Below are 17,239 nucleotides of genomic sequence, written 5' to 3'. Positions count from 1 at the left end.
CGGGCGCATCCGGCGCAGCGGCGCTTACTGCGCGGCCAGAATCAGCGCATCCACATCCAGCGCATGCCCGGCACGCGCGGCCTTGGTGCGCAGGTACTGCTCGTTCTCCGGAGTGATGTCGCCGGTCACCGGGATGCGGTCTTCCACCGCGATGCCGGCCGCACGCAGACGCTCGGCCTTGGCGGGATTGTTGGTCAGCAGCCGGATCCGGCCGATGCCCAGGCCGCGCAGCATCGCCACCGCACTGCCGTAGCGGCGCTCGTCCGGGCCGAAGCCCAGCTGCGCATCGGCATCGATGGTGTCCAGGCCGGCATGCTGGTAACCGTACGCGCGCATCTTGGCGGCGATGCCGGTGCCACGGCCTTCCTGGTCCAGATACAGCAGCACGCCGCCGCCGAGTTCCTTCAGCTTGGCCAGGCCATGCCGCAGCTGGTCGCCGCAATCGCATTTGAGCGAACCGAACAGATCGCCGGTCAGGCAGGAGGAATGCACGCGCACCGGCACTGCCGCCGACAGGTCGGGCTGGCCGACCACGATCGCCACCTGGTCGCGCTGCGCCACCCCGCCGCGAAACACCACGAACTCGCTCATCCCCAGCCCGCGCAACGGCACCGGCGTGCGGGTGACCAGCTCGTAGCCGGCCGCGGCGGATTTGGCGCAGCCGCTGCCCAGATCGTCCAGTGCCAGCGACTGGCAACCGGCGAAGGCGGCGTGGTCATCCGCGTCGTGCAGTTCCACGGCCAGCATCGCCGGCAGCAGCAGTCCCAGCCGCGCGATTTCCACCGCGCCGGCATCCAGTGCATCGCCCGGGGTCCACTGCGTCGGTACCGGGGTGTCGCGCAGGTAGGCCAGGGCAGCGAGCTGGTCGTAGTCGTGTTCGACCAGCGCCACGCGTGCGCCCTGCGGCGCGCTCAGGCCCAGCACCTGGGCGCGGGTCGGGGTGACGAACAGATAGTGCCGCCCCTGCGCCGCACGCGCGAAGGCCGCGTAGGACTGCGCAGTACTGCTGTCCAGCGCCAGCACCGCGCGCGCCTGCCCGCTGGCCGCCGTCAGCAGCACCGGGCGGCCGGCGCGCAGTTCGGAGGCGGCGCGCTCGCAACGGATCGCCGCCGGATCACCGAAGGCCTGCGCGCTGGGGGAGGGGACGGGGCTGCTCATGCACGACTCCAGATGGGGATTGCCACGGCCGCTTCAAGGCGGACGCCGCCGCGGCCGTTGCCTGCCGCGTGCGGCCATTGTCGCGTGGTTCGCAAGCGCCAGTCGCCACGGCCGGGTGGAACGCTGCATCCAGCGCCCGCCGTTTGAGTTGCGCGGCAGGCGTGGATTGGTTGCATGCCGGCTGCGTTGTTCATCGCCCGGCAATGCCTTTTAATCCCAAGACCCTCTGCCCGCACCGGACCCCATGTCTCTCATCGATTGCAGCGAAGACCGCCACGCCAGCGCCATCCTGGAGATCTTCAACGACGCCATCGCCAACTCGACGGCGTTGTACGACTACAAGCCGCGGCCACCGGAGAGCATGGTCGGCTGGTTTGCGACCAAGCGCGCGGGCGGCTTTCCGGTGATCGGGGTGGAAGCTGCCGACGGCAGCCTGATGGGGTTCGCCAGCTACGGCACCTTCCGCGCCTGGCCGGCGTTCAAGTACAGCGTGGAGCATTCGATCTACGTGCACCGCGACCACCGCGGCAAGGGGCTCGGACGCCTGCTGTTGCAGGGCGTGATCGCGGCGGCAGAGCAGCGCGGCGTGCATGTGCTGGTCGGCGGCATCGATGCCAGCAATCAGGCCAGCATCGCCCTGCACGAACAGTTCGGCTTCACCCATGCCGGCACCGTGCGCGAGGCCGGTTTCAAGTTCGGCCGTTGGCTGGACCTGGCGTTCTATCAGCGCATCCTCGCCACGCCGGCCGATCCGCACGACGATTGAGCCGCCGGCAACGCCGCGCCATGCGCAGGCGGATCCGTCTTCAGTCAGCCGGCGTCAGTGCGGATGCCGCTCGGTCGCATACGGATTGGGCTCGCCGCTGCCCGGCGGGCGCAGCGTGTAGCGCTTGTAGGTCCACTGGTATTGCGCCGGGTCGCGCCGGGCGATCTGTTCGATGCCCGCGTTGAGCGCGCTGGCCGCGCGCACCGGGTCGGCGTCGGCCACTGCCGGGTCGGCCGGCTGCACATGCAACGCGAATTGCAGGTCGCTACCGGCACGTTCGCACCAGCCATACAGCACGATCGCGCCGGTGCGCTCGGCCAGTCGGTTGACCAGGGTCATGGTCAGGGCGGGGATGCCGAAGAACGGCGCAAACACGCCATCGCCCATTTTCGGCTGCTGATCGGGCAGGATGCCGACCGCGCCACCGTCCTTGAGCACCTTGAACAACTGCCGCACCGCCGGGCCTTCGGCACGCACCTGGCGCACGTTGTCGCCGCCGCGTGCCAGTTGCAGGAAGCCGTCCACCGCGTCCGATTCGGGCGGGCGATACACGATGGCGATCGGCCCGCGTTCGGACAGCCACTGGTTGAGCAGCTCCCAGTTGCCGAAGTGCGGCGCGGCCACGATGACACCACGCCCGGAAGCCAGTGCGGCATCGTAGAGCGCCTGGCCATTGCGTTGCAGCCGCGCCAGGTTCTCGGCCGGCGGGCGGGTCCAGGTGCGCAGCACTTCCAGCGTCTGCCGCGCGGTCGACCGCAGCACCTGCGCATGCAGCTGCGCGCGCTGGCCGGCATCCAGTTCCGGGTACGCCAGTTCCAGGTTGCGGCGTGCCACGCGCGCCTCGCGCGCATTGAGCTTGCGCCAGCTCCAGGCCAGCGCGTCGGCAACACGTTTGAGCAACGGCCACGGCAGGCGGCCCACGGTGGCGGCGGTAGCGTAGAGCAGGCGAGCGCGAACATCGGGTTTCATCCGCGCAATTCTAAACAGCGCGGCCGGCGATGACCCGCGCGTGACAGTGCCAATCGTGCTGGGCATGCTGCGCGGCACAGTTTGCTGCCGGAGAGTGCCCATGCTTGCGCTGATCCAACGTGTCACCCGCGCCGCCGTCACGGTCGATGCGCAGACCGTCGGGCAGATCGGTCCCGGGCTGCTGGCTCTGGTCGGGGTCGAACCCGGCGACAGCGACGCGCAGATCCGGCGCCTGGCCGAGCGCCTGCTCGGCTACCGCGTGTTCGCCGACGACGCCGGCAAGATGAACCGCTCACTCACCGACACCGGCGGCGACCTGCTGCTGGTCAGCCAGTTCACCCTGGCCGCAGACACTAGTTCCGGCAATCGCCCCGGCTTCAGCACGGCCGCGCCGCCGTTGGAGGCTGAACGGGCGTTCAATCAATTGGTGGCGATCTGCCGGCAAAAACATCGCGGCGGGGTGGAAACCGGGCGCTTTGGTGCCCATATGGTTGTCGACCTGGTCAACGATGGCCCGGTGACCTTCCTTCTCAGACCCTAGAAACCCACGTCCACCAGCGGTCCTGTCTTGAATCCGGCAGACCGGGCTTCACGCTGGTATAATGCTAGGTTCTCTTTCCAATCTCAAAGCCGGTGGCGCGAGCACTCATGGCCAACGAACGTCCTGCCCAGCAATCCGACATCAAGCTACTGATCAGCAAGGGCCTGGAACAGGGCTATCTGACCTACGCCGAAGTCAATGACCACCTGCCCGACGACCTGGTCGACCCGGAGCAGATCGAAGACATTATCAGCATGATCAACGGCATGGGCATCGATGTCCATGAAGTTGCCCCCGATGCTGAAACCCTGTTGCTCAACGATGGCAACACCGGCAACCGCGAGGTTGACGACACCGCAGCCGAAGAAGCTGCCGCCGCGCTGACCGCGCTCGACACCGAAGGTGGCCGCACCACCGACCCGGTGCGCATGTACATGCGCGAAATGGGTACGGTCGAGCTGCTGACCCGCGAAGGCGAAATCGCCATCGCCAAGCGTATCGAAGAAGGCCTGAGCCAGGTCCAGGCAGCGCTGGGCGTGTTCCCGCTGTCGACCGAAATGCTGCTGGCTGATTACGAAGCGCACAAGGAAGGCAAGAAGCGTCTGGCCGAGATCGTGGTCGGCTTCAACGACCTGATCGAAGAAGCCGACGCCGCCGCTGCTGCGCTGGCCGCCGCCGGCCCGGTCGCCGTCGACGAAGACGCGGTCGATGAAGACGACGACGAAGACGGCGATGACGACGCTGCCGAGGAAGAGGCCGGCCCGACCGGTCCGGACCCGGTGGAAGTTGCCACGCGCATGGAGAACCTGGCCAACGAATACGCCAAGTTCAAGAAGATCTATGCCAAGAACGGCGCCGAGCACAAGCTGGTGGTCAAGGCGCGCGAAGACATGGCCGCCATCTTCACCACGCTCAAGCTGCCGCTGCCGCTGACCGATGCGCTGGTCACCCAGCTGCGTGGCGTGGTCAACGGCATCAAGGATCACGAGCGCAAGGTGCTGCACCTGGCCACCACCGTGGCACGCATGCCGCGCAAGGATTTCATCCGCTCCTGGGAAGGCAACCAGACCAACCTGGAATGGGTGGAAGACGCACTCAAGCGCAAGCAGAAGTGGTCGTCGGCGCTGCGCGACGTCAAGGACCAGATCGTCTCCGAGCAGCAGGGCTCGATCGAGATGGAGAAGGCCAACTACCTGACCCTGGGCGAGATCAAGGAGATCAGCCGCGCGATGGCCTATGGCGAAGCCAAGGCACGCAAGGCCAAGAAGGAAATGGTCGAGGCCAACCTGCGCCTGGTCATCTCCATCGCCAAGAAGTACACCAACCGCGGCCTGCAGTTCCTCGACCTGATCCAGGAAGGCAACATCGGCCTGATGAAGGCCGTGGACAAGTTCGAATACCGCCGCGGTTACAAGTTCTCGACGTATGCGACATGGTGGATCCGCCAGGCCATCACCCGTTCGATCGCCGATCAGGCGCGCACCATCCGTATTCCGGTGCACATGATCGAAACGATCAACAAGTTGAACCGCATTTCCCGCCAGATGCTCCAGCAGTTCGGCCGCGAGGCCACGCCGGAGGAGCTGGCCAAGGAAATGGACATGCCCGAGGACAAGATCCGCAAGGTGATGAAGATCGCCAAGGAGCCGATCTCGATGGAAACCCCGATCGGCGACGACGAGGATTCGCATCTGGGCGACTTCATCGAGGACACCAACGTGGAGTCCCCGATCGACAACACCACCAACATCAATCTCTCCGAGACGGTGCGGGACGTGTTGGCAGGGCTGACCCCGCGCGAGGCCAAGGTGCTGCGGATGCGCTTCGGTATCGACATGAATACCGATCACACGCTGGAAGAAGTGGGCAAGCAGTTTGACGTCACCCGCGAGCGGATCCGTCAGATAGAGGCCAAGGCGTTGCGCAAACTGCGTCACCCGAGCCGTTCGGAACAGCTGCGCTCGTTCCTGGACATCGACTGATCCGGTAGCCGTATCGGTGCAGTGATCACACAACAGCCCCGCACATGCGGGGCTGTTGCGTTGTGGGGCATGCTGCGCGCTATGCTTGCCCGGGTGGACGTCGCCGAAGCACGGACGCGCCGGGGATGGCGCAGGCGACATTCACGCCCCGGCGACGAAGCCAGACAGCGGCGCAACATGAAGCCGATGTTTCTGCCTGACTCACGTGACGTTCTAGCCGTGGCTTCTAAGTTGATGGACGAATGGAACGAGGCCGTCGTATGAGCAGGCAAAGCCGCTTTGAAACCACCACATACCGCGAGCACGAGATTCGCGTACGCACCGAACAGGCGTCCCCGGGCGCCAGGTGGACGCTGTGGGTCGACGTGTATGCACTGGGCGGCAAACGCCAGCCACGCATCGGTGGCCGGGAACAGGGATGGGAGACCTACCAGGAAGCCATCGCGCAGGGATTCCGTGCAGGCCGGCAATTGGTCGATGCGCAGCTTGAGGTGGCTTAGAGGCCGGGATTTGGGAGTGGGGATTCGGGATTGCTGAGGTGCTGATTGCTGAGGTGCTTGTAGCACCGGATCACCTACAGAGAATGGTGCGCAAAGCGCACTGATCGCATACAAATTTAAAAGCCCGGCTCGCGCCGGGCTTTTTCGTGGGCATGCGCGGGCACGGGTGGGTGCGGGCGCTTCTCCTCATCGATGCCTGATGTCAGCAGACAGCGACGCGCGCGGACAGGTAAACTTTCGCCTCCGCTGGACGGTCCGACATGCCCCGCATCTCGCCACCCACCCTGCCGGGCCTATAGCTCAACGGTTAGAGCAGAGGACTCATAATCCTTTGGTTCCAGGTTCGAATCCTGGTGGGCCCACCATAGAAACAGGGATTGCGATTCCACAGTGTTCTTGTAAGCATAAGTTGGCCAGATCGGACAACTTATGATGTCAATGTATGCATAAGTTGTCCGCTGCAACCAGCGACACCGACGGCGCAAGGCCGGGCCGGCGTCGCCGATGACAAGAAATTACTGTCCAAACAATCGCTTACGGAATTTTCGCTGACGGTACAAGAAGCCGAACGGCGAATTCTGTACCAGAGCATTCGACATGTGCCCGCGAAAAATCTTAGGAATCCGCTGGATAGGATCCTCCAGGAACCTGTGCGACGGCTTGGCGTAGGAGGGTTGGAGACCCCTCCGAATTTCCCGTACGCCAATGTTGCGCAACACCCGTTGCACGATCTTCGCGGCCTGGTCCTGCCCTATTCCGACGAGGTCCAAGGCGTCTGGTGACGGATCCTCCGCGGCACTCGATAGCGCGCCTTAGAGTGCTCGACGGCAAGCCGGCGCTCTTCGAGATTCTGCGATACCGCGCCGAATCTCTTCAAAATTTTCACAACTTCCCGCAGCGACTTCATCCCCAACCCCATCTTGGTGGTACGCAAGCTATCTCGGATAGCACGCTGATACCCTGCAGGCGGCTTCCGAGCTAAAGCGGGCGCTAGGGAACTAAGTCAGAAGACGGCTGACTGGCGGTCGTTTTGGCGAATCGCTGAACCGCGAGTGAGACCGCCGCCGCTAATCGGGGGGCAGCTTGTGACGGGTGTTGTCGCCTATTTGGCGGATCCTGAAAGAGCCTTTCTCAGGGTCAGACTTCTGTTTCAAGGAGGCAATCCTAATAGCTACTATCAACGACCTAGGACGACAGGGGACAGCTATGCGATTGGTCAAAGCGCATGTAAAGAATTATCGAAGCATCACAGACACTGGTGTCTTTGCTCTTGAAGAAAATAAAACAATCTTGGTTGGCGCCAACGAGGCTGGAAAGACTGCCATCCTGCAGGCCCTTCAGCACCTAAGCCGCCCGGAGGAGGTAGGTCCACTTGTCCCTCTTAAAGACTTTCCGCGGGCCAGGTATCACCTCATTCGCACCGGCGAGATCACTCCAGCCAATGAGCTAGTTGTACAAGGTTGGTTTGAGCTGGACGATGCTGACCGGGCTGAACTGTCGGACGGATACGCCGAAGCTGTGTATGTTCGGGCGCGTTACGCGGACGATAGAGTAGTTCACTGGATCGAGAAGGCACCGATTCGAAGCACTAAGGAAGGTATGTCGAAGGATGTTGTCAGGTTCGTTGCGCATCTGCAGCGGGACACTATTCCGGAAGAGCACAAGTCGAAGGCTAGTGCCGCGGCCCAAGCAGTCGAATCTTTCCATGCAGGATTGCAGGCCGGGCATTATTTGAGTGCAGAACAGGCCGCTGAATTTCGGAGAACTCTCGATTCGGCTCTGCCCTACATTGACGAAGCAACGAGTGCGGAGGAGGAGCGCTATGATCGTTTGAAGGCTGTGTGTGAAGTTGAGCGTCTTCATGACTTGGCTCTTAAGACCTTGTCGAAGCGAACTCCAAAGTTCGTGCTCTTCAACAACTACTTCCGTGTCCGGCCTCGCATCCAACTAGACCACCTTGCCCAGCGCGTGGAAAGTGGATTGCTCGATGACGCCACTTACGATTACGGCAATCTATGTCTGTTGAAGCTTCTCGGATTCACGCCGCGTGAACTGTCTGATGCCGTTGCAGAGAGCTCTCCTGCGGCTAACAGGCAGGCCGAACTTGAGGCCTACCAAGCAAAACGTGACGATCGGCAATATCAACTCAACGCTGCTAGTCTGAGGCTCACACAAGAGATTCGATCAATCTGGGCGCCAGATGAGTCGCGAGGTGAAGCCTCCAAGGTCAAGATCATCTCGGATGGGCAGTATCTGAAGCTGATTGTCGAGGACTCCGTTGGCGTAGAAGTAGAGCTAGACCAGCGATCAGAAGGATTTCAGTGGCTGGTCTCATTTTTTGTTGTCTTCTTCGCGGAGGCTGGGGAAAAGCATAGGAATGCAATTTTGTTGCTGGATGAGCCAGGCGTGAGTCTGCACGGATTGAAACAACGCGAATTTCGGCAGACGTTGTCCAAGCTAGCCATGAAGAACCAAACAATATTCACTACACACTCGCCTTTCCTGGTCGGTCCCGGCGAACTCGATCTAGTACGTGTTATTGAGATGCGCGATCGCGAATCAGGAACGAAAGTTTCGACTAGCGTGGCTGCTTCTGACTCGCCGGCTCTGCTGCCTCTGCAGGAGGCGCTGGGCTACGACATGGCACAGAGCCTGTTTAATCAACAGCGCAACTTGATCCTGGAAGGACTTACTGACTTCTGGTACGTCGAGGCCATCAATCAGATGATGCTCGACTCCAAAGCTAAGCAGAAGGCATTGGACAAGATTGCTCTGGTGCCCGCAGGTAATGCCTCGCGCGTGGTCTACTTTGCAACCATCCTCCATGCGCACAGTTTGAAGGTCGCTGCGTTGCTGGATTCAGATTCTGCCGGAGAGCAAGCCGCGAAGCAGGATACTTTGGTCCATTCGCTTGGCCAGAAGGCTATCCTTCGAACTAAGGACTTCGCAGATGACTTGCCGAAGAACTGTGAGATTGAGGATCTATTGCGCGCGACGCTGATTGAAGTGGCGTGCTTCACACTTAAGTGGGACATCAAGGCTATTGCGGCGAGCATGCCTGATCAGCCCATTGTCGACCTTTTCAAGAAGAACGTTGCGGATTTCAGCAAGTACAAGCTCGCTAAGGCTTTTCTTAGCTGGAGCCGCGACCATGGTCTTTCGGACTTGCAGGAGGCGGAAATCGAAGCGTTCACCAAAATGTTTACGCACGTGAACAAGGTTTTGAAGTAGTCGAGAGCCACTGTCGTGTGTCGTCGCATCACCTGCGACGACCACGACTATGCTGGGGCACCTGTCAGCCGGAATCCGTGCGATGCACTATTCCGCCCAGGTGTGCGCCGAGTTCAAGAAGTTCCAACGCGTCTTCAGCGCGATCGACCTTGTGGACCGGGTTATCCGAGGGGATGCCTAAGGCCTTGGCCTCTTCAGAGCACGCGATCGCGAAGCCGTGGTTGTGTCTGAATGATCCTAACTGTTAAACCCAAGCGCAAGCCAACCAACGACGCCGCTTTGATACGATGAATGCATGAACGATTACGGCCGAGTGGATCAACCATTGAAGTGGCTTCCGCATGTGCAATCGACGTATGACGAAGTTTTAGAGGTGACGTGCAGTGCCGAGCTCCAACGTCTGGCACGCGCGAGTTCGCAGGAGCGCTTGGGCTTCATTTGCGATAGTAGGGAGGTACATCACCGACTCTATTCAGCGCTAGCGCCTGCAGAGCATCCTGAGTATGCGGGAACGTATCGCGGAACACTTGGGACAACTCTTGAGGGGCGCCGCAGCGGGGTTTTTCGCGAAGATGGCTTTTATCAAGAATTTGCTGCTCCCGAAAAGGTGGATCAGTTAATAAGCATGGTGGCGGATCAGGCTAGGAAGATTTTCACCATGCCATTAAGCACGAACGCAGACACCGTACAGCTTGAAATAGTGCGGCTTTTCTACATTTTTGGCTTGGTTCATCCGTTTCTCGATGGCAATGGGCACGTGCAACGCCTAATTTTTGCGGCGTCCGTTATGGAGCGGGGTTCGCTTCATGCCGCGCCATCGTTAGCGAAAACCGCAGCGATCGTGGCGCCTAGCAGAACGATCAGTGGAAACAGTTTCCGACCATTGCCGCCGCCCCATCGAGCCACGTGCAGTGCTGCCCAGGCAAAGAAGCCGGCCGCGTCCAAGATGAGCGAGATGATGATGAGGGCGACGAAGGTAAAGGTCGCATCCCAGACGATCCCCCACACGGTGCCGACGTCGTTCCACCCGACGACGCCGGTAGCCAAAGCGACTGCTGCACCGGCGAGGGCCGACCAGCCGATGCCAATCCCGCGCGGTTGCCAGATGACGAAAACAAGGGTGACGATGAAAATCGCGAGGGCAAGCATGCAGCGCTCCGCAGTGGTCAGATGGAGCGCTGATTTACGCGCTTGGACAATTCTTCAGCGTTTTCAACTCGCTCAGAATAGCGATCGGTCAGATACGCCGAGCGGCCACGCACAAGCCAGGTGAATTTGACCAGTTCCTCGCAAACGTCGACGACGCGTTGATAGTAGGCAGACGGCTTCATCCGCCCGGACTCATCGAACTCCTGAAACGCCTTGGCAACGGATGACTGGTTCGGGATCGTGAGCATGCGCATCCACCGGCCGAGCACGCGCAGCTGGTTCACAGCGTTGAAGCTTTGCGAACCGCCGCAAACCTGCATGACGGCCAGCGTCTTGCCCTGCGTCGGGCGCTTGGCGCCCTCGGTGAGAGGAATCCAGTCGATCTGCGCTTTCATGATCCCTGTCATCGCGCCATGGCGCTCCGGACTGACCCAAACCATACCCTCCGACCAGTAGGCGAGCTCGCGTAATTCACTCACCTTCGGGTGGTCTGGAGTCGCCCCGTCGGGCAGCGGCAGGTCGTGTGGATCGAAGATGCGTACGTCGCAGCCGTACCAGCGCAACAAGCGGCCAGTTTCCTCTGCCAGCAGCCGCGAATAGGAGCGCTCGCGCAACGAGCCGTACAGGATGAGGATGCGGGGCGGATGTCTGGGGTCGCCGGGCGTGGCCAGTGCGTTGACGTCGATTGGAGTGAGGTGTGTCGGATCGATGCCGGGTAGATCCATGGCAACGCCACCCATCACTTCGACGCTCCGCCTGTTGTCACCGCTTCGCCGTCTTCTTTCGTAAAGGACGCGACCGGGTGGGCCAGCAAAGTGAGCACTTTCTCGGATGGCCGGCAGAGCGCCACGCCCCGATCGGAAACGACGATGGGACGATTGATAAGGATTGGGTGCGCGATCATCGCGTCCACCAGCTGTTCGTCAGTGAGGGCAGGATTGTCCAAGCCCAACTCCGCGTACGGGGTTCCCTTCTGGCGTAACAGATCGTGCGGCGCGATGCCCATGGCGGCAATTAGCTCGACCAGCTTCTCGCGCGTCGGCGGGGTGTGCAGATATTCGATGATCTCAGGGTCCTCGCCAGACTGGCGCATCATCTCCAAGACGTTCCGGGACGTGCCGCAGGCAGGGTTGTGATAGATCGTCAGCATCGCAATGATCTCCTTGAGCTGGGCCGTGTCAGGCCGACGGGCATTAAGGCTGAGGAAGGCTCAAACGCAGGTTTCCGATGTGCAACGAGTCAGGGCCACACCACAGATCTCTGGGTTCCCCGAGCAGCAGTCCTCGGTGAGAAACGAGAGCAGCTGGCGCATGTCCTCGTAGCTCGCCGCATAAAGGACACGTCGCCCATCGCGCCAGGAGCGCAGCAGGCGAGCACGCTCCAGCGTTGCGAGGTGAAAGCTCATTCGTGTTGGGGGGATCGTAAGCCGCTCGGCAATCTCCCCTGACGGCATGCCGTCAGGGCCTGCGCGAACAAGCATTCGGAATGCGGCCAGTCGATCGGTGTGTGCGAGAGCAGAGAGGGCTGCAACAGCGGAATCGTCTTTCATTGCGCTACTCTACAAATATAGTTGCAAAGTGCAATAGTTGGTTCAGTTTGCGCCTGCACGGCGGAGGCCGGTGCCGCGCACCAACCGCCGTAGGACCAGTGCATCAGGGATTAGCCGGGGCCACCGGCTGTGGCAGGGGCTTCAGCCACAGCACTTGCGGATACGCTTGAGCACACGCGCATCGACTTCCAGCCTTGCTCGGCGGCAAGGTCGAAGCGCTACCTAGCGCGCCTGGGCGTCCCAAAACACCATGAGCTGCGTGATTGCGGCATCCATCGCCTTGAAGCTCATGCCATCCCGGGCCAGCGTGGATAGCCCGAGCAGGAAACTGTCGAACACGCAGGTCAGTGCGGCGGCGTCCACGGCGGGCCCGAGTTCGCCGCCGGCGATGGCGCGGTCTACGCAGGCGCGGATGCCGGCGCGCGTGCGTGCGCGCGAGCGCGTCAGCGGTGTGCACAGTGCCGAGAGCTCCGGCGACGGCGCGCTCATCACTCCCAGCGTGACCATGCAGCCTTTCGGGTGACCACGCTCGCACTGCATCTTGGCGGAGCGGCGCAGCGCAAGCTCCACCGCCTGCCTGGGGCCGAGCGCGGCGTCCCACAAGCAGTGGGTCACCTTGGCGTATGTCGCCAGGTAGCGGTCCATGCATTCCTTGAAGAGCGCTTCCTTCGAGCCGAAGGCGGCATAGAAGCTGGGCGCGGTGATGCCGCCACCAATCGCGGCCTTGAGCTGGCTCAACGAGGTGGACTCGTAGCCCTGTTCCCAGAACAGGTGAAGCGCTTCTTCCACCGCGGCGTCACGGTCGAAGCTGCGTGGCCTTCCCATTTGCGCCATGGCGCCCTCCAATCTCTACATCAAGACTAATCGATACAGATGTCGTTGACAACGCAGCCACCATGTAGATATATATCGAGCGATACATATGTAGGCACTCAGTGGTGCCGGCCGGCAGGTCTCAGGACGAAGACCTGCTTTTTTCGGTCTTTATGTGTATCGATCGATATATATCTAGTGGTCCGACCGAGATCTTCCCTCCCCAACAAAGGACAGCGTGTGACCTCTTCAACTGCATCCACCGCCGGCGCGATCCCGCCGCCATTGCCCGTCGCCGCGCTGCTGGCGCTGGCCATGACCGGCTTCATCTGCATCGTGACCGAAACCCTTCCGGCAGGACTGCTGCCGCAGATGTCCGTAGGCCTCGGTATCAGCCCGGCACTGGCCGGGCAGACGGTGACCGCCTACGCGCTTGGGTCGGTGATTGCCGCAATTCCGCTGACCATTGCGACCCAGCAGTGGAGGCGGCGTAACGTCCTGTTGCTCACCATCGTCGGCTTCCTGCTGTTCAACTCGGTCACCGCACTGTCGACCAGTTACGCGCTGACCCTGGTGGCGCGCTTGTTTGCCGGCGCAGCGGCAGGCCTGGCGTGGAGCCTGCTTGCCGGTTACGCGCGGCGCATGGTACAGCCGGACCAGCAGGGCAGGGCCATGGCGATTGCGATGGTGGGCACGCCGGTTGCGCTTTCCCTCGGCGTGCCGCTGGGCACCTGGATGGGCGGCATACTGGGCTGGCGCAGCGCGTTCGCCGCGATGTCCGGACTGACGCTCATTCTGATCGTGTGGGTGCTGCTGAAGGTGCCCGACTACCCCGGCCAGTCCGCAGCGCAGCGGGTGCCGCTGCGCAAGGTGCTCGGCACGCCCGGCGTGCGCCCGGTGCTCGCCACCGTGATGGCGTGGATGCTGGCTCACAACATCCTGTACACCTATGTGGCGCCGTTCGCCGCACACGCGGGGCTGGCACATCGCGTTGACGTGCTGCTGTTGATCTTCGGCGTTGCGGCACTGGTCGGCATCGGCGTGGCGGCAAAGTTGGTGGAGCAGCATCTGCGTGGCACGGTGTTGGTGTCGTTGGCGACGTTCCTTGCGATCTCAGTGGTGCTGGCGTTGCTGCAAGACGTGCAGCCTGTGGTCTACGTCTGTGTGGCGGTGTGGGGCCTGACCTTTGGTGGCGCGGCGACCCTGCTGCAGACCGCGCTTGCCGACAGCGCAGGCAAAGGCGCCGATGTTGCGCTGTCGCTCAACGTGGTTGCCTGGAACAGCGTCATCGCCGGCGGTGGCGTGGTGGGCGGCGTGCTGCTGGACCAATGGGGCGCGCAGACCTTTCCGGTTGCCATGGCCTTGCTGCTGGCAATCGGGCTGCTGATTGCATGGCGTGCCCGACAGCACGGCTTTGCGACTGGCGCACGCGCGCCGGTTGCCGGTCACTAGCGCTGCCCTGCCTGATGTCTTCCCGGCTGCGTTCGCCTGGTACCCAGCGAGCGCAGCCGCAGGCAGCTGCCGGCATTGCAGGTGTTTATACGTTTCATATACGATTCGTATATTCATGACATTGGAGCTTGCATGGGCATCGTCAATATCGATGACGAACTGCACGATCAGCTGCGCCGCGCGTGCACGGTGACCAGCCGGTCGATCAACGCGCAGGCCACTTTCTGGATCAAGGTCGGCATGCTGTGCGAGATGCATCCGGAATCCTCGTTCCAGGACATCGTGGCGCAGGAACTGCGCGCGGCAGGCGTGCGGCCGCAATCCCTGAAACCGGCGCGGACATGATCAAGCAGCCGGCGGAGATTGCGTTGATGGCCAACGCCGGTGCGCTGCTGGCGCAGGTGTTCCATGCGCTGGATCAGCTGCCGCTGGCAGGCCGCAGCACGCTGGAACTCAACGACTTCGTCGAGCGGATGATTGTCGACGAGCTGGGCGCGCGGCCGGCCAGCAAGGGGCAGTACGACTTTCCCTTCGTGCTCAATGCCTCGATCGATGATGTGGTGTGCCATGGCGTGCCCGCGGCCGGGGACGTGCTGCGGAGCGGGCAGATCGTCAACCTGGATATCACGCTGGAAAAGGACGGCTATATCGCCGACTCCAGCACGACGTATCTGGTGGGCGAGGTGGCGTATCCGGCGCGGCGGCTGGTGCAGGCTACCTATCAGGCGATGTGGAAGGGGATTGCGGCGGTGCGTCCGGGCGCGCGGCTGGGCGACATCGGTCATGCGATTGCGCGGCATGCGCGCGAGCAGGGCTATAGCGTGGTGAAGGAATATTGCGGGCATGGCATCGGCCGGCAGATGCATGAAGAGCCGCAGATCCTGCACTACGGGCATGCCGGCACCGGGATGCAGCTGCAGGAAGGCATGGTGTTCACCATCGAGCCGATGATCAATCAGGGCAGGGCGGCGATCCGCGCCGAGCCGGATCAATGGCCAGTGCATACGCGCGACGGCAAGTTGTCGGCGCAGTTCGAGCACACCGTGGCGGTCACGCGTACCGGTGTGCGTGTGCTGACCTTGCGCCCCGGGGAAAAGCCGCTGTGTGCGCTGGGGTGAGCGCGCCGTCCCCCGGCGTGTGGCCTGCGCCCGCTGCCGCCGCTGTGTTCGTTGCGTGCACTGCCGCGGCCAGACTGCGGCAGGTCAGCCAGGTTGCTGCACACTAGGCCGTATCGCTGACGTCTCCCGTGCGCCGGCACCCTGATCCGGCGGAGCGCTGGTCTTCCATGCAGCCACTTCCTCATAACCCCACGCACGCCGTGCACCCGGCGGCAGCATCCTGGCGACGGCCGCTGGAGTGGTTGCGCCGGCAGTTGCGCGCCAACGATCTGTGGTTCATCGGGCTGGCAGCCGTGGTGGGGCTGATCGCGGCGGCACTGATGGTGGTGCAGGCCGGCATGGCGCATGCGCTGCAGGCCTGGCTGTACGCGCTTGCACCGGGCGAGCGGCTCAGTACCGCCGAATCGATCACCGCCACCCAGTTGCTGGTGTTGCCGTTGGGCGGCCTGCTGGTGGGCCTGGTGGCCTTGCTGGCGCGGCGGCGCAAGCGGCCGCTGGTGGATGCGGTAGAAGCCAATGCCCTGCACGGCGGGCGCATGTCGATGCGCGACAACCTGATCGTTGCGGTGCAGACGCTGCTGTCCAACGGTTTCGGCGCATCGGTGGGGCTGGAGGCGACCTACACGCAGATGGGCGCAGGCGCCGGTTCGCAGCTGGGCCGTGTCCTGCGGGTACGCCGGGCCGACATGCGCACGCTGGTCGGTGCCGGCGCGGCAGGCGCGATCGCCGGTGCGTTCGGGGCGCCGCTGGCCGGTGCGTTCTACGCGTTCGAGATCGTGATCGGCGCCTATACGCCGTCGGCGCTTGCGCCGGTGGCCGCAGCGGCGCTGGCCGGCGCGTTCATGGCCAACGCGCTCGGTGCCGCGCCGTATTCGTTGCCGGCGGCGGTCGCCTATCAATTGCAGCCGCGTGACTATGCGATCTACATCGCGTTGGGGCTGACCTGCGCGTTGATCGGCATCGCGGTGATGCGGCTGGTGGCCGGTATCGAACGCGCCGTGGGGCGGATCGAGCTGCCGATCTGGGGGCGCCCGGTGGTGGGCGGGTTGCTGCTGATTCCGTTGGCGATGTATTCGCCGCAAGTGCTGTCGTCGGGACATGGCGCCCTGCATCTTGACCTGACCAGTAGCAGCACGCTGCAGGTATTGGCCGGTTTGCTGGTGCTCAAATGCATCGCGTCGGGCATCTCGCTGGGTTTCGGCTTCCGTGGCGGCCTGTTCTTCGCTTCGCTGTTCATGGGCTCGCTGGTGGGCAGCCTGTTTGCGGTGTTCCTGAACCTGCTGGTCGGCGCCGCGGCGGTGGACATCACCAGCGCTTCGTTGGTGGGCATGGCCGCGTTGGCGGCGGCCATTGTCGGTGCGCCGATGACGATGGCCATGCTGATCCTGGAAGGCACGCACGACTTTGTGCTGGCGAGCGCGGTGATGGTGGCGGTGCTGGTGGCCAATACCGTGGTGCGCCAGGTGTTCGGCTATTCGTTCTCCACCTGGCGCCTGCATCTGCGTGGCGAGAACATCCGCAGCGCACGCGACGTGGGGTGGGTGCGCAATCTGTCGGCCGGCAAGATGATGCGCAAGGACGCCAACCACACTGCGCACGACACCACGGTGAGCGAGTTTCGCCGGCGGTTTCCATTGGGATCCACGCAGCGCGTGGTGCTGGAAGACGCCGCCGGCCATTACGCCGGTGTGGTGCCGCTGGCAGTGCTGTATGCGGACAACGTGCAGGCCGATGCGCCGGTGAGCGACTACGCCAAGCACCGCGATGCGGCATTGCTGGCAGACACCGACATCGTGGCGGTCATGAAGGTCTTCGACGCTACGCAGGCCGATGAGCTGGCGGTGATCGATGCACAACGCAAGGTGCTGGGCGTGTTGTCGGAAGGCTTCGTGCGCAAGCGCTATGCCGAAGAACTGGAAAAGCGCGAACGCGAACTGATGGGCGAGCGTGTGCTCGGCGACGACTGAGCCACGCGCTGCCGGCAGCGGCTGAAGCGACGGGGCGCATGCTG

At 62.8% G+C, this 17,239-nt stretch carries 14 protein-coding genes, 1 tRNA gene and 3 pseudogenes; 11 read left to right on the top strand and 7 right to left on the bottom strand.

Translation table 11 applies throughout. The annotated features are described in order from the left end of the window. Positions 1 to 24: 24 nt before the first annotated feature. Positions 25 to 1,158, bottom strand: coding sequence for a GTP cyclohydrolase II RibA (gene ribA, locus ABQ039_RS17515; protein ID WP_115511691.1), 1,134 nt, complete (start codon positions 1,156 to 1,158; stop codon positions 25 to 27). Positions 1,159 to 1,402: 244 nt separating this feature from the next. Here ribA and ABQ039_RS17510 point away from each other — a divergent pair, with 244 nt between their 5' ends. Next, complete coding sequence (locus tag ABQ039_RS17510) at positions 1,403 to 1,924, top strand: GNAT family N-acetyltransferase (protein WP_016902496.1); 522 nt, start codon at positions 1,403 to 1,405, stop codon at positions 1,922 to 1,924. 54 nt (positions 1,925 to 1,978) lie between these two features. Here the strand turns inward: ABQ039_RS17510 and ABQ039_RS17505 are convergent, their stop codons facing one another. After that, on the bottom strand, positions 1,979 to 2,995 hold the full coding sequence (locus ABQ039_RS17505; RefSeq protein WP_349778390.1) for a lauroyl acyltransferase: 1,017 nt from the start codon (positions 2,993 to 2,995) through the stop codon (positions 1,979 to 1,981). Between ABQ039_RS17505 and dtd the strand changes: the two genes are divergently transcribed. From dtd to ABQ039_RS17475, 6 genes and pseudogenes are all read left to right on the top strand, one after another. Then, positions 2,994 to 3,434, top strand: a complete 441-nt coding sequence (gene dtd, locus ABQ039_RS17500; protein WP_166773082.1) for a D-aminoacyl-tRNA deacylase — start codon at positions 2,994 to 2,996, stop codon at positions 3,432 to 3,434. The genes ABQ039_RS17505 and dtd overlap by 2 nt on opposite strands. A 107-nt stretch (positions 3,435 to 3,541) precedes the next feature. Continuing rightward, positions 3,542 to 5,416, top strand: coding sequence for an RNA polymerase sigma factor RpoD (rpoD, locus tag ABQ039_RS17495; RefSeq protein WP_016902493.1), 1,875 nt, complete (start codon positions 3,542 to 3,544; stop codon positions 5,414 to 5,416). A 186-nt stretch (positions 5,417 to 5,602) separates the two neighbouring features. Continuing rightward, a pseudogene (locus tag ABQ039_RS17490) lies at positions 5,603 to 5,916 on the top strand (hypothetical protein). 289 nt (positions 5,917 to 6,205) lie between these two features. Continuing rightward, positions 6,206 to 6,281, top strand: a tRNA-Ile gene (locus ABQ039_RS17485). 841 nt (positions 6,282 to 7,122) lie between these two features. After that, positions 7,123 to 9,147, top strand: a complete 2,025-nt coding sequence (locus ABQ039_RS17480; RefSeq protein ID WP_349778389.1) for an AAA family ATPase — start codon at positions 7,123 to 7,125, stop codon at positions 9,145 to 9,147. A gap of 295 nt (positions 9,148 to 9,442) precedes the next feature. Then, positions 9,443 to 9,865, top strand: a pseudogene (locus ABQ039_RS17475) (hypothetical protein); the annotation flags it as partial. A gap of 89 nt (positions 9,866 to 9,954) precedes the next feature. Here ABQ039_RS17475 and ABQ039_RS17470 read toward each other — a convergent pair. The 5 genes and pseudogenes from ABQ039_RS17470 to ABQ039_RS17450 all read right to left on the bottom strand — a co-directional run. Then, positions 9,955 to 10,296 (bottom strand): annotated as a pseudogene (locus ABQ039_RS17470) (ArsB/NhaD family transporter); the annotation flags it as partial. Between the two features lie 17 nt (positions 10,297 to 10,313). Further along, positions 10,314 to 11,036: an arsenical resistance protein ArsH gene (gene arsH, locus ABQ039_RS17465; RefSeq protein WP_374057817.1), complete on the bottom strand. Its 723-nt coding sequence runs from the start codon at positions 11,034 to 11,036 to the stop codon at positions 10,314 to 10,316. After that, positions 11,036 to 11,452 (bottom strand): arsenate reductase (glutaredoxin), encoded by a 417-nt coding sequence (gene arsC / locus ABQ039_RS17460; RefSeq protein ID WP_202975123.1) that lies wholly within the window; start codon positions 11,450 to 11,452, stop codon positions 11,036 to 11,038. The genes arsH and arsC overlap by 1 nt, the downstream gene beginning before the upstream one ends. A 54-nt stretch (positions 11,453 to 11,506) precedes the next feature. Then, complete coding sequence (locus ABQ039_RS17455) at positions 11,507 to 11,845, bottom strand: helix-turn-helix transcriptional regulator (RefSeq protein ID WP_104552820.1); 339 nt, start codon at positions 11,843 to 11,845, stop codon at positions 11,507 to 11,509. A 222-nt stretch (positions 11,846 to 12,067) separates the two neighbouring features. Continuing rightward, the gene (locus tag ABQ039_RS17450) at positions 12,068 to 12,679 is read right to left on the bottom strand and encodes a TetR/AcrR family transcriptional regulator (RefSeq protein ID WP_349778387.1); all 612 of its coding nucleotides are present in this window, start codon (positions 12,677 to 12,679) and stop codon (positions 12,068 to 12,070) included. 39 nt (positions 12,680 to 12,718) lie between these two features. Between ABQ039_RS17450 and ABQ039_RS17445 the strand changes: the two genes are divergently transcribed. From ABQ039_RS17445 to ABQ039_RS17430, 4 genes are all read left to right on the top strand, one after another. Beyond that, positions 12,719 to 14,110 carry an MFS transporter gene (locus ABQ039_RS17445; RefSeq protein ID WP_374057816.1) on the top strand — a complete coding sequence of 464 codons (1,392 nt, stop codon included), beginning with the start codon at positions 12,719 to 12,721 and terminating at the stop codon, positions 14,108 to 14,110. Between the two features lie 132 nt (positions 14,111 to 14,242). Then, positions 14,243 to 14,455: a ParD-like family protein gene (locus ABQ039_RS17440; RefSeq protein ID WP_024938505.1), complete on the top strand. Its 213-nt coding sequence runs from the start codon at positions 14,243 to 14,245 to the stop codon at positions 14,453 to 14,455. Then, entirely contained in the window at positions 14,452 to 15,228 is a 777-nt protein-coding gene (map, locus tag ABQ039_RS17435; protein WP_349778385.1) for a type I methionyl aminopeptidase, read from the top strand. The genes ABQ039_RS17440 and map overlap by 4 nt, the downstream gene beginning before the upstream one ends. Before the next feature lie 167 nt (positions 15,229 to 15,395). Beyond that, positions 15,396 to 17,195: a chloride channel protein gene (locus tag ABQ039_RS17430; protein WP_054592654.1), complete on the top strand. Its 1,800-nt coding sequence runs from the start codon at positions 15,396 to 15,398 to the stop codon at positions 17,193 to 17,195. Positions 17,196 to 17,239: the final 44 nt, after the last annotated feature.

It is taken from the genome of Xanthomonas sp. WHRI 6108, from assembly GCF_040202385.2.
Classification (GTDB): domain Bacteria; phylum Pseudomonadota; class Gammaproteobacteria; order Xanthomonadales; family Xanthomonadaceae; genus Xanthomonas; species Xanthomonas arboricola.
This window is presented reverse-complemented; position numbering and strand designations above follow the sequence as displayed.

Bases quoted from the DNA above. Each gene is read 5' to 3' on its own strand.
- ribA (WP_115511691.1), bottom strand. From the start codon at position 1,158: ATGAGCAGCCCCGTCCCCTCCCCCAGCGCGCAGGCCTTCGGTGATCCG.
- ABQ039_RS17510 (WP_016902496.1), top strand. From the start codon at position 1,403: ATGTCTCTCATCGATTGCAGCGAAGACCGCCACGCCAGCGCCATCCTG.
- dtd (WP_166773082.1), top strand. From the start codon at position 2,994: ATGCTTGCGCTGATCCAACGTGTCACCCGCGCCGCCGTCACGGTCGAT.
- ABQ039_RS17505 (WP_349778390.1), bottom strand. From the start codon at position 2,995: ATGGGCACTCTCCGGCAGCAAACTGTGCCGCGCAGCATGCCCAGCACG.
- rpoD (WP_016902493.1), top strand. From the start codon at position 3,542: ATGGCCAACGAACGTCCTGCCCAGCAATCCGACATCAAGCTACTGATC.
- ABQ039_RS17480 (WP_349778389.1), top strand. From the start codon at position 7,123: ATGCGATTGGTCAAAGCGCATGTAAAGAATTATCGAAGCATCACAGAC.
- arsH (WP_374057817.1), bottom strand. From the start codon at position 11,036: ATGGGTGGCGTTGCCATGGATCTACCCGGCATCGATCCGACACACCTC.
- ABQ039_RS17455 (WP_104552820.1), bottom strand. From the start codon at position 11,845: ATGAAAGACGATTCCGCTGTTGCAGCCCTCTCTGCTCTCGCACACACC.
- ABQ039_RS17450 (WP_349778387.1), bottom strand. From the start codon at position 12,679: ATGGCGCAAATGGGAAGGCCACGCAGCTTCGACCGTGACGCCGCGGTG.
- ABQ039_RS17445 (WP_374057816.1), top strand. From the start codon at position 12,719: ATGTCGTTGACAACGCAGCCACCATGTAGATATATATCGAGCGATACA.
- ABQ039_RS17440 (WP_024938505.1), top strand. From the start codon at position 14,243: ATGGGCATCGTCAATATCGATGACGAACTGCACGATCAGCTGCGCCGC.
- map (WP_349778385.1), top strand. From the start codon at position 14,452: ATGATCAAGCAGCCGGCGGAGATTGCGTTGATGGCCAACGCCGGTGCG.
- ABQ039_RS17430 (WP_054592654.1), top strand. From the start codon at position 15,396: ATGCAGCCACTTCCTCATAACCCCACGCACGCCGTGCACCCGGCGGCA.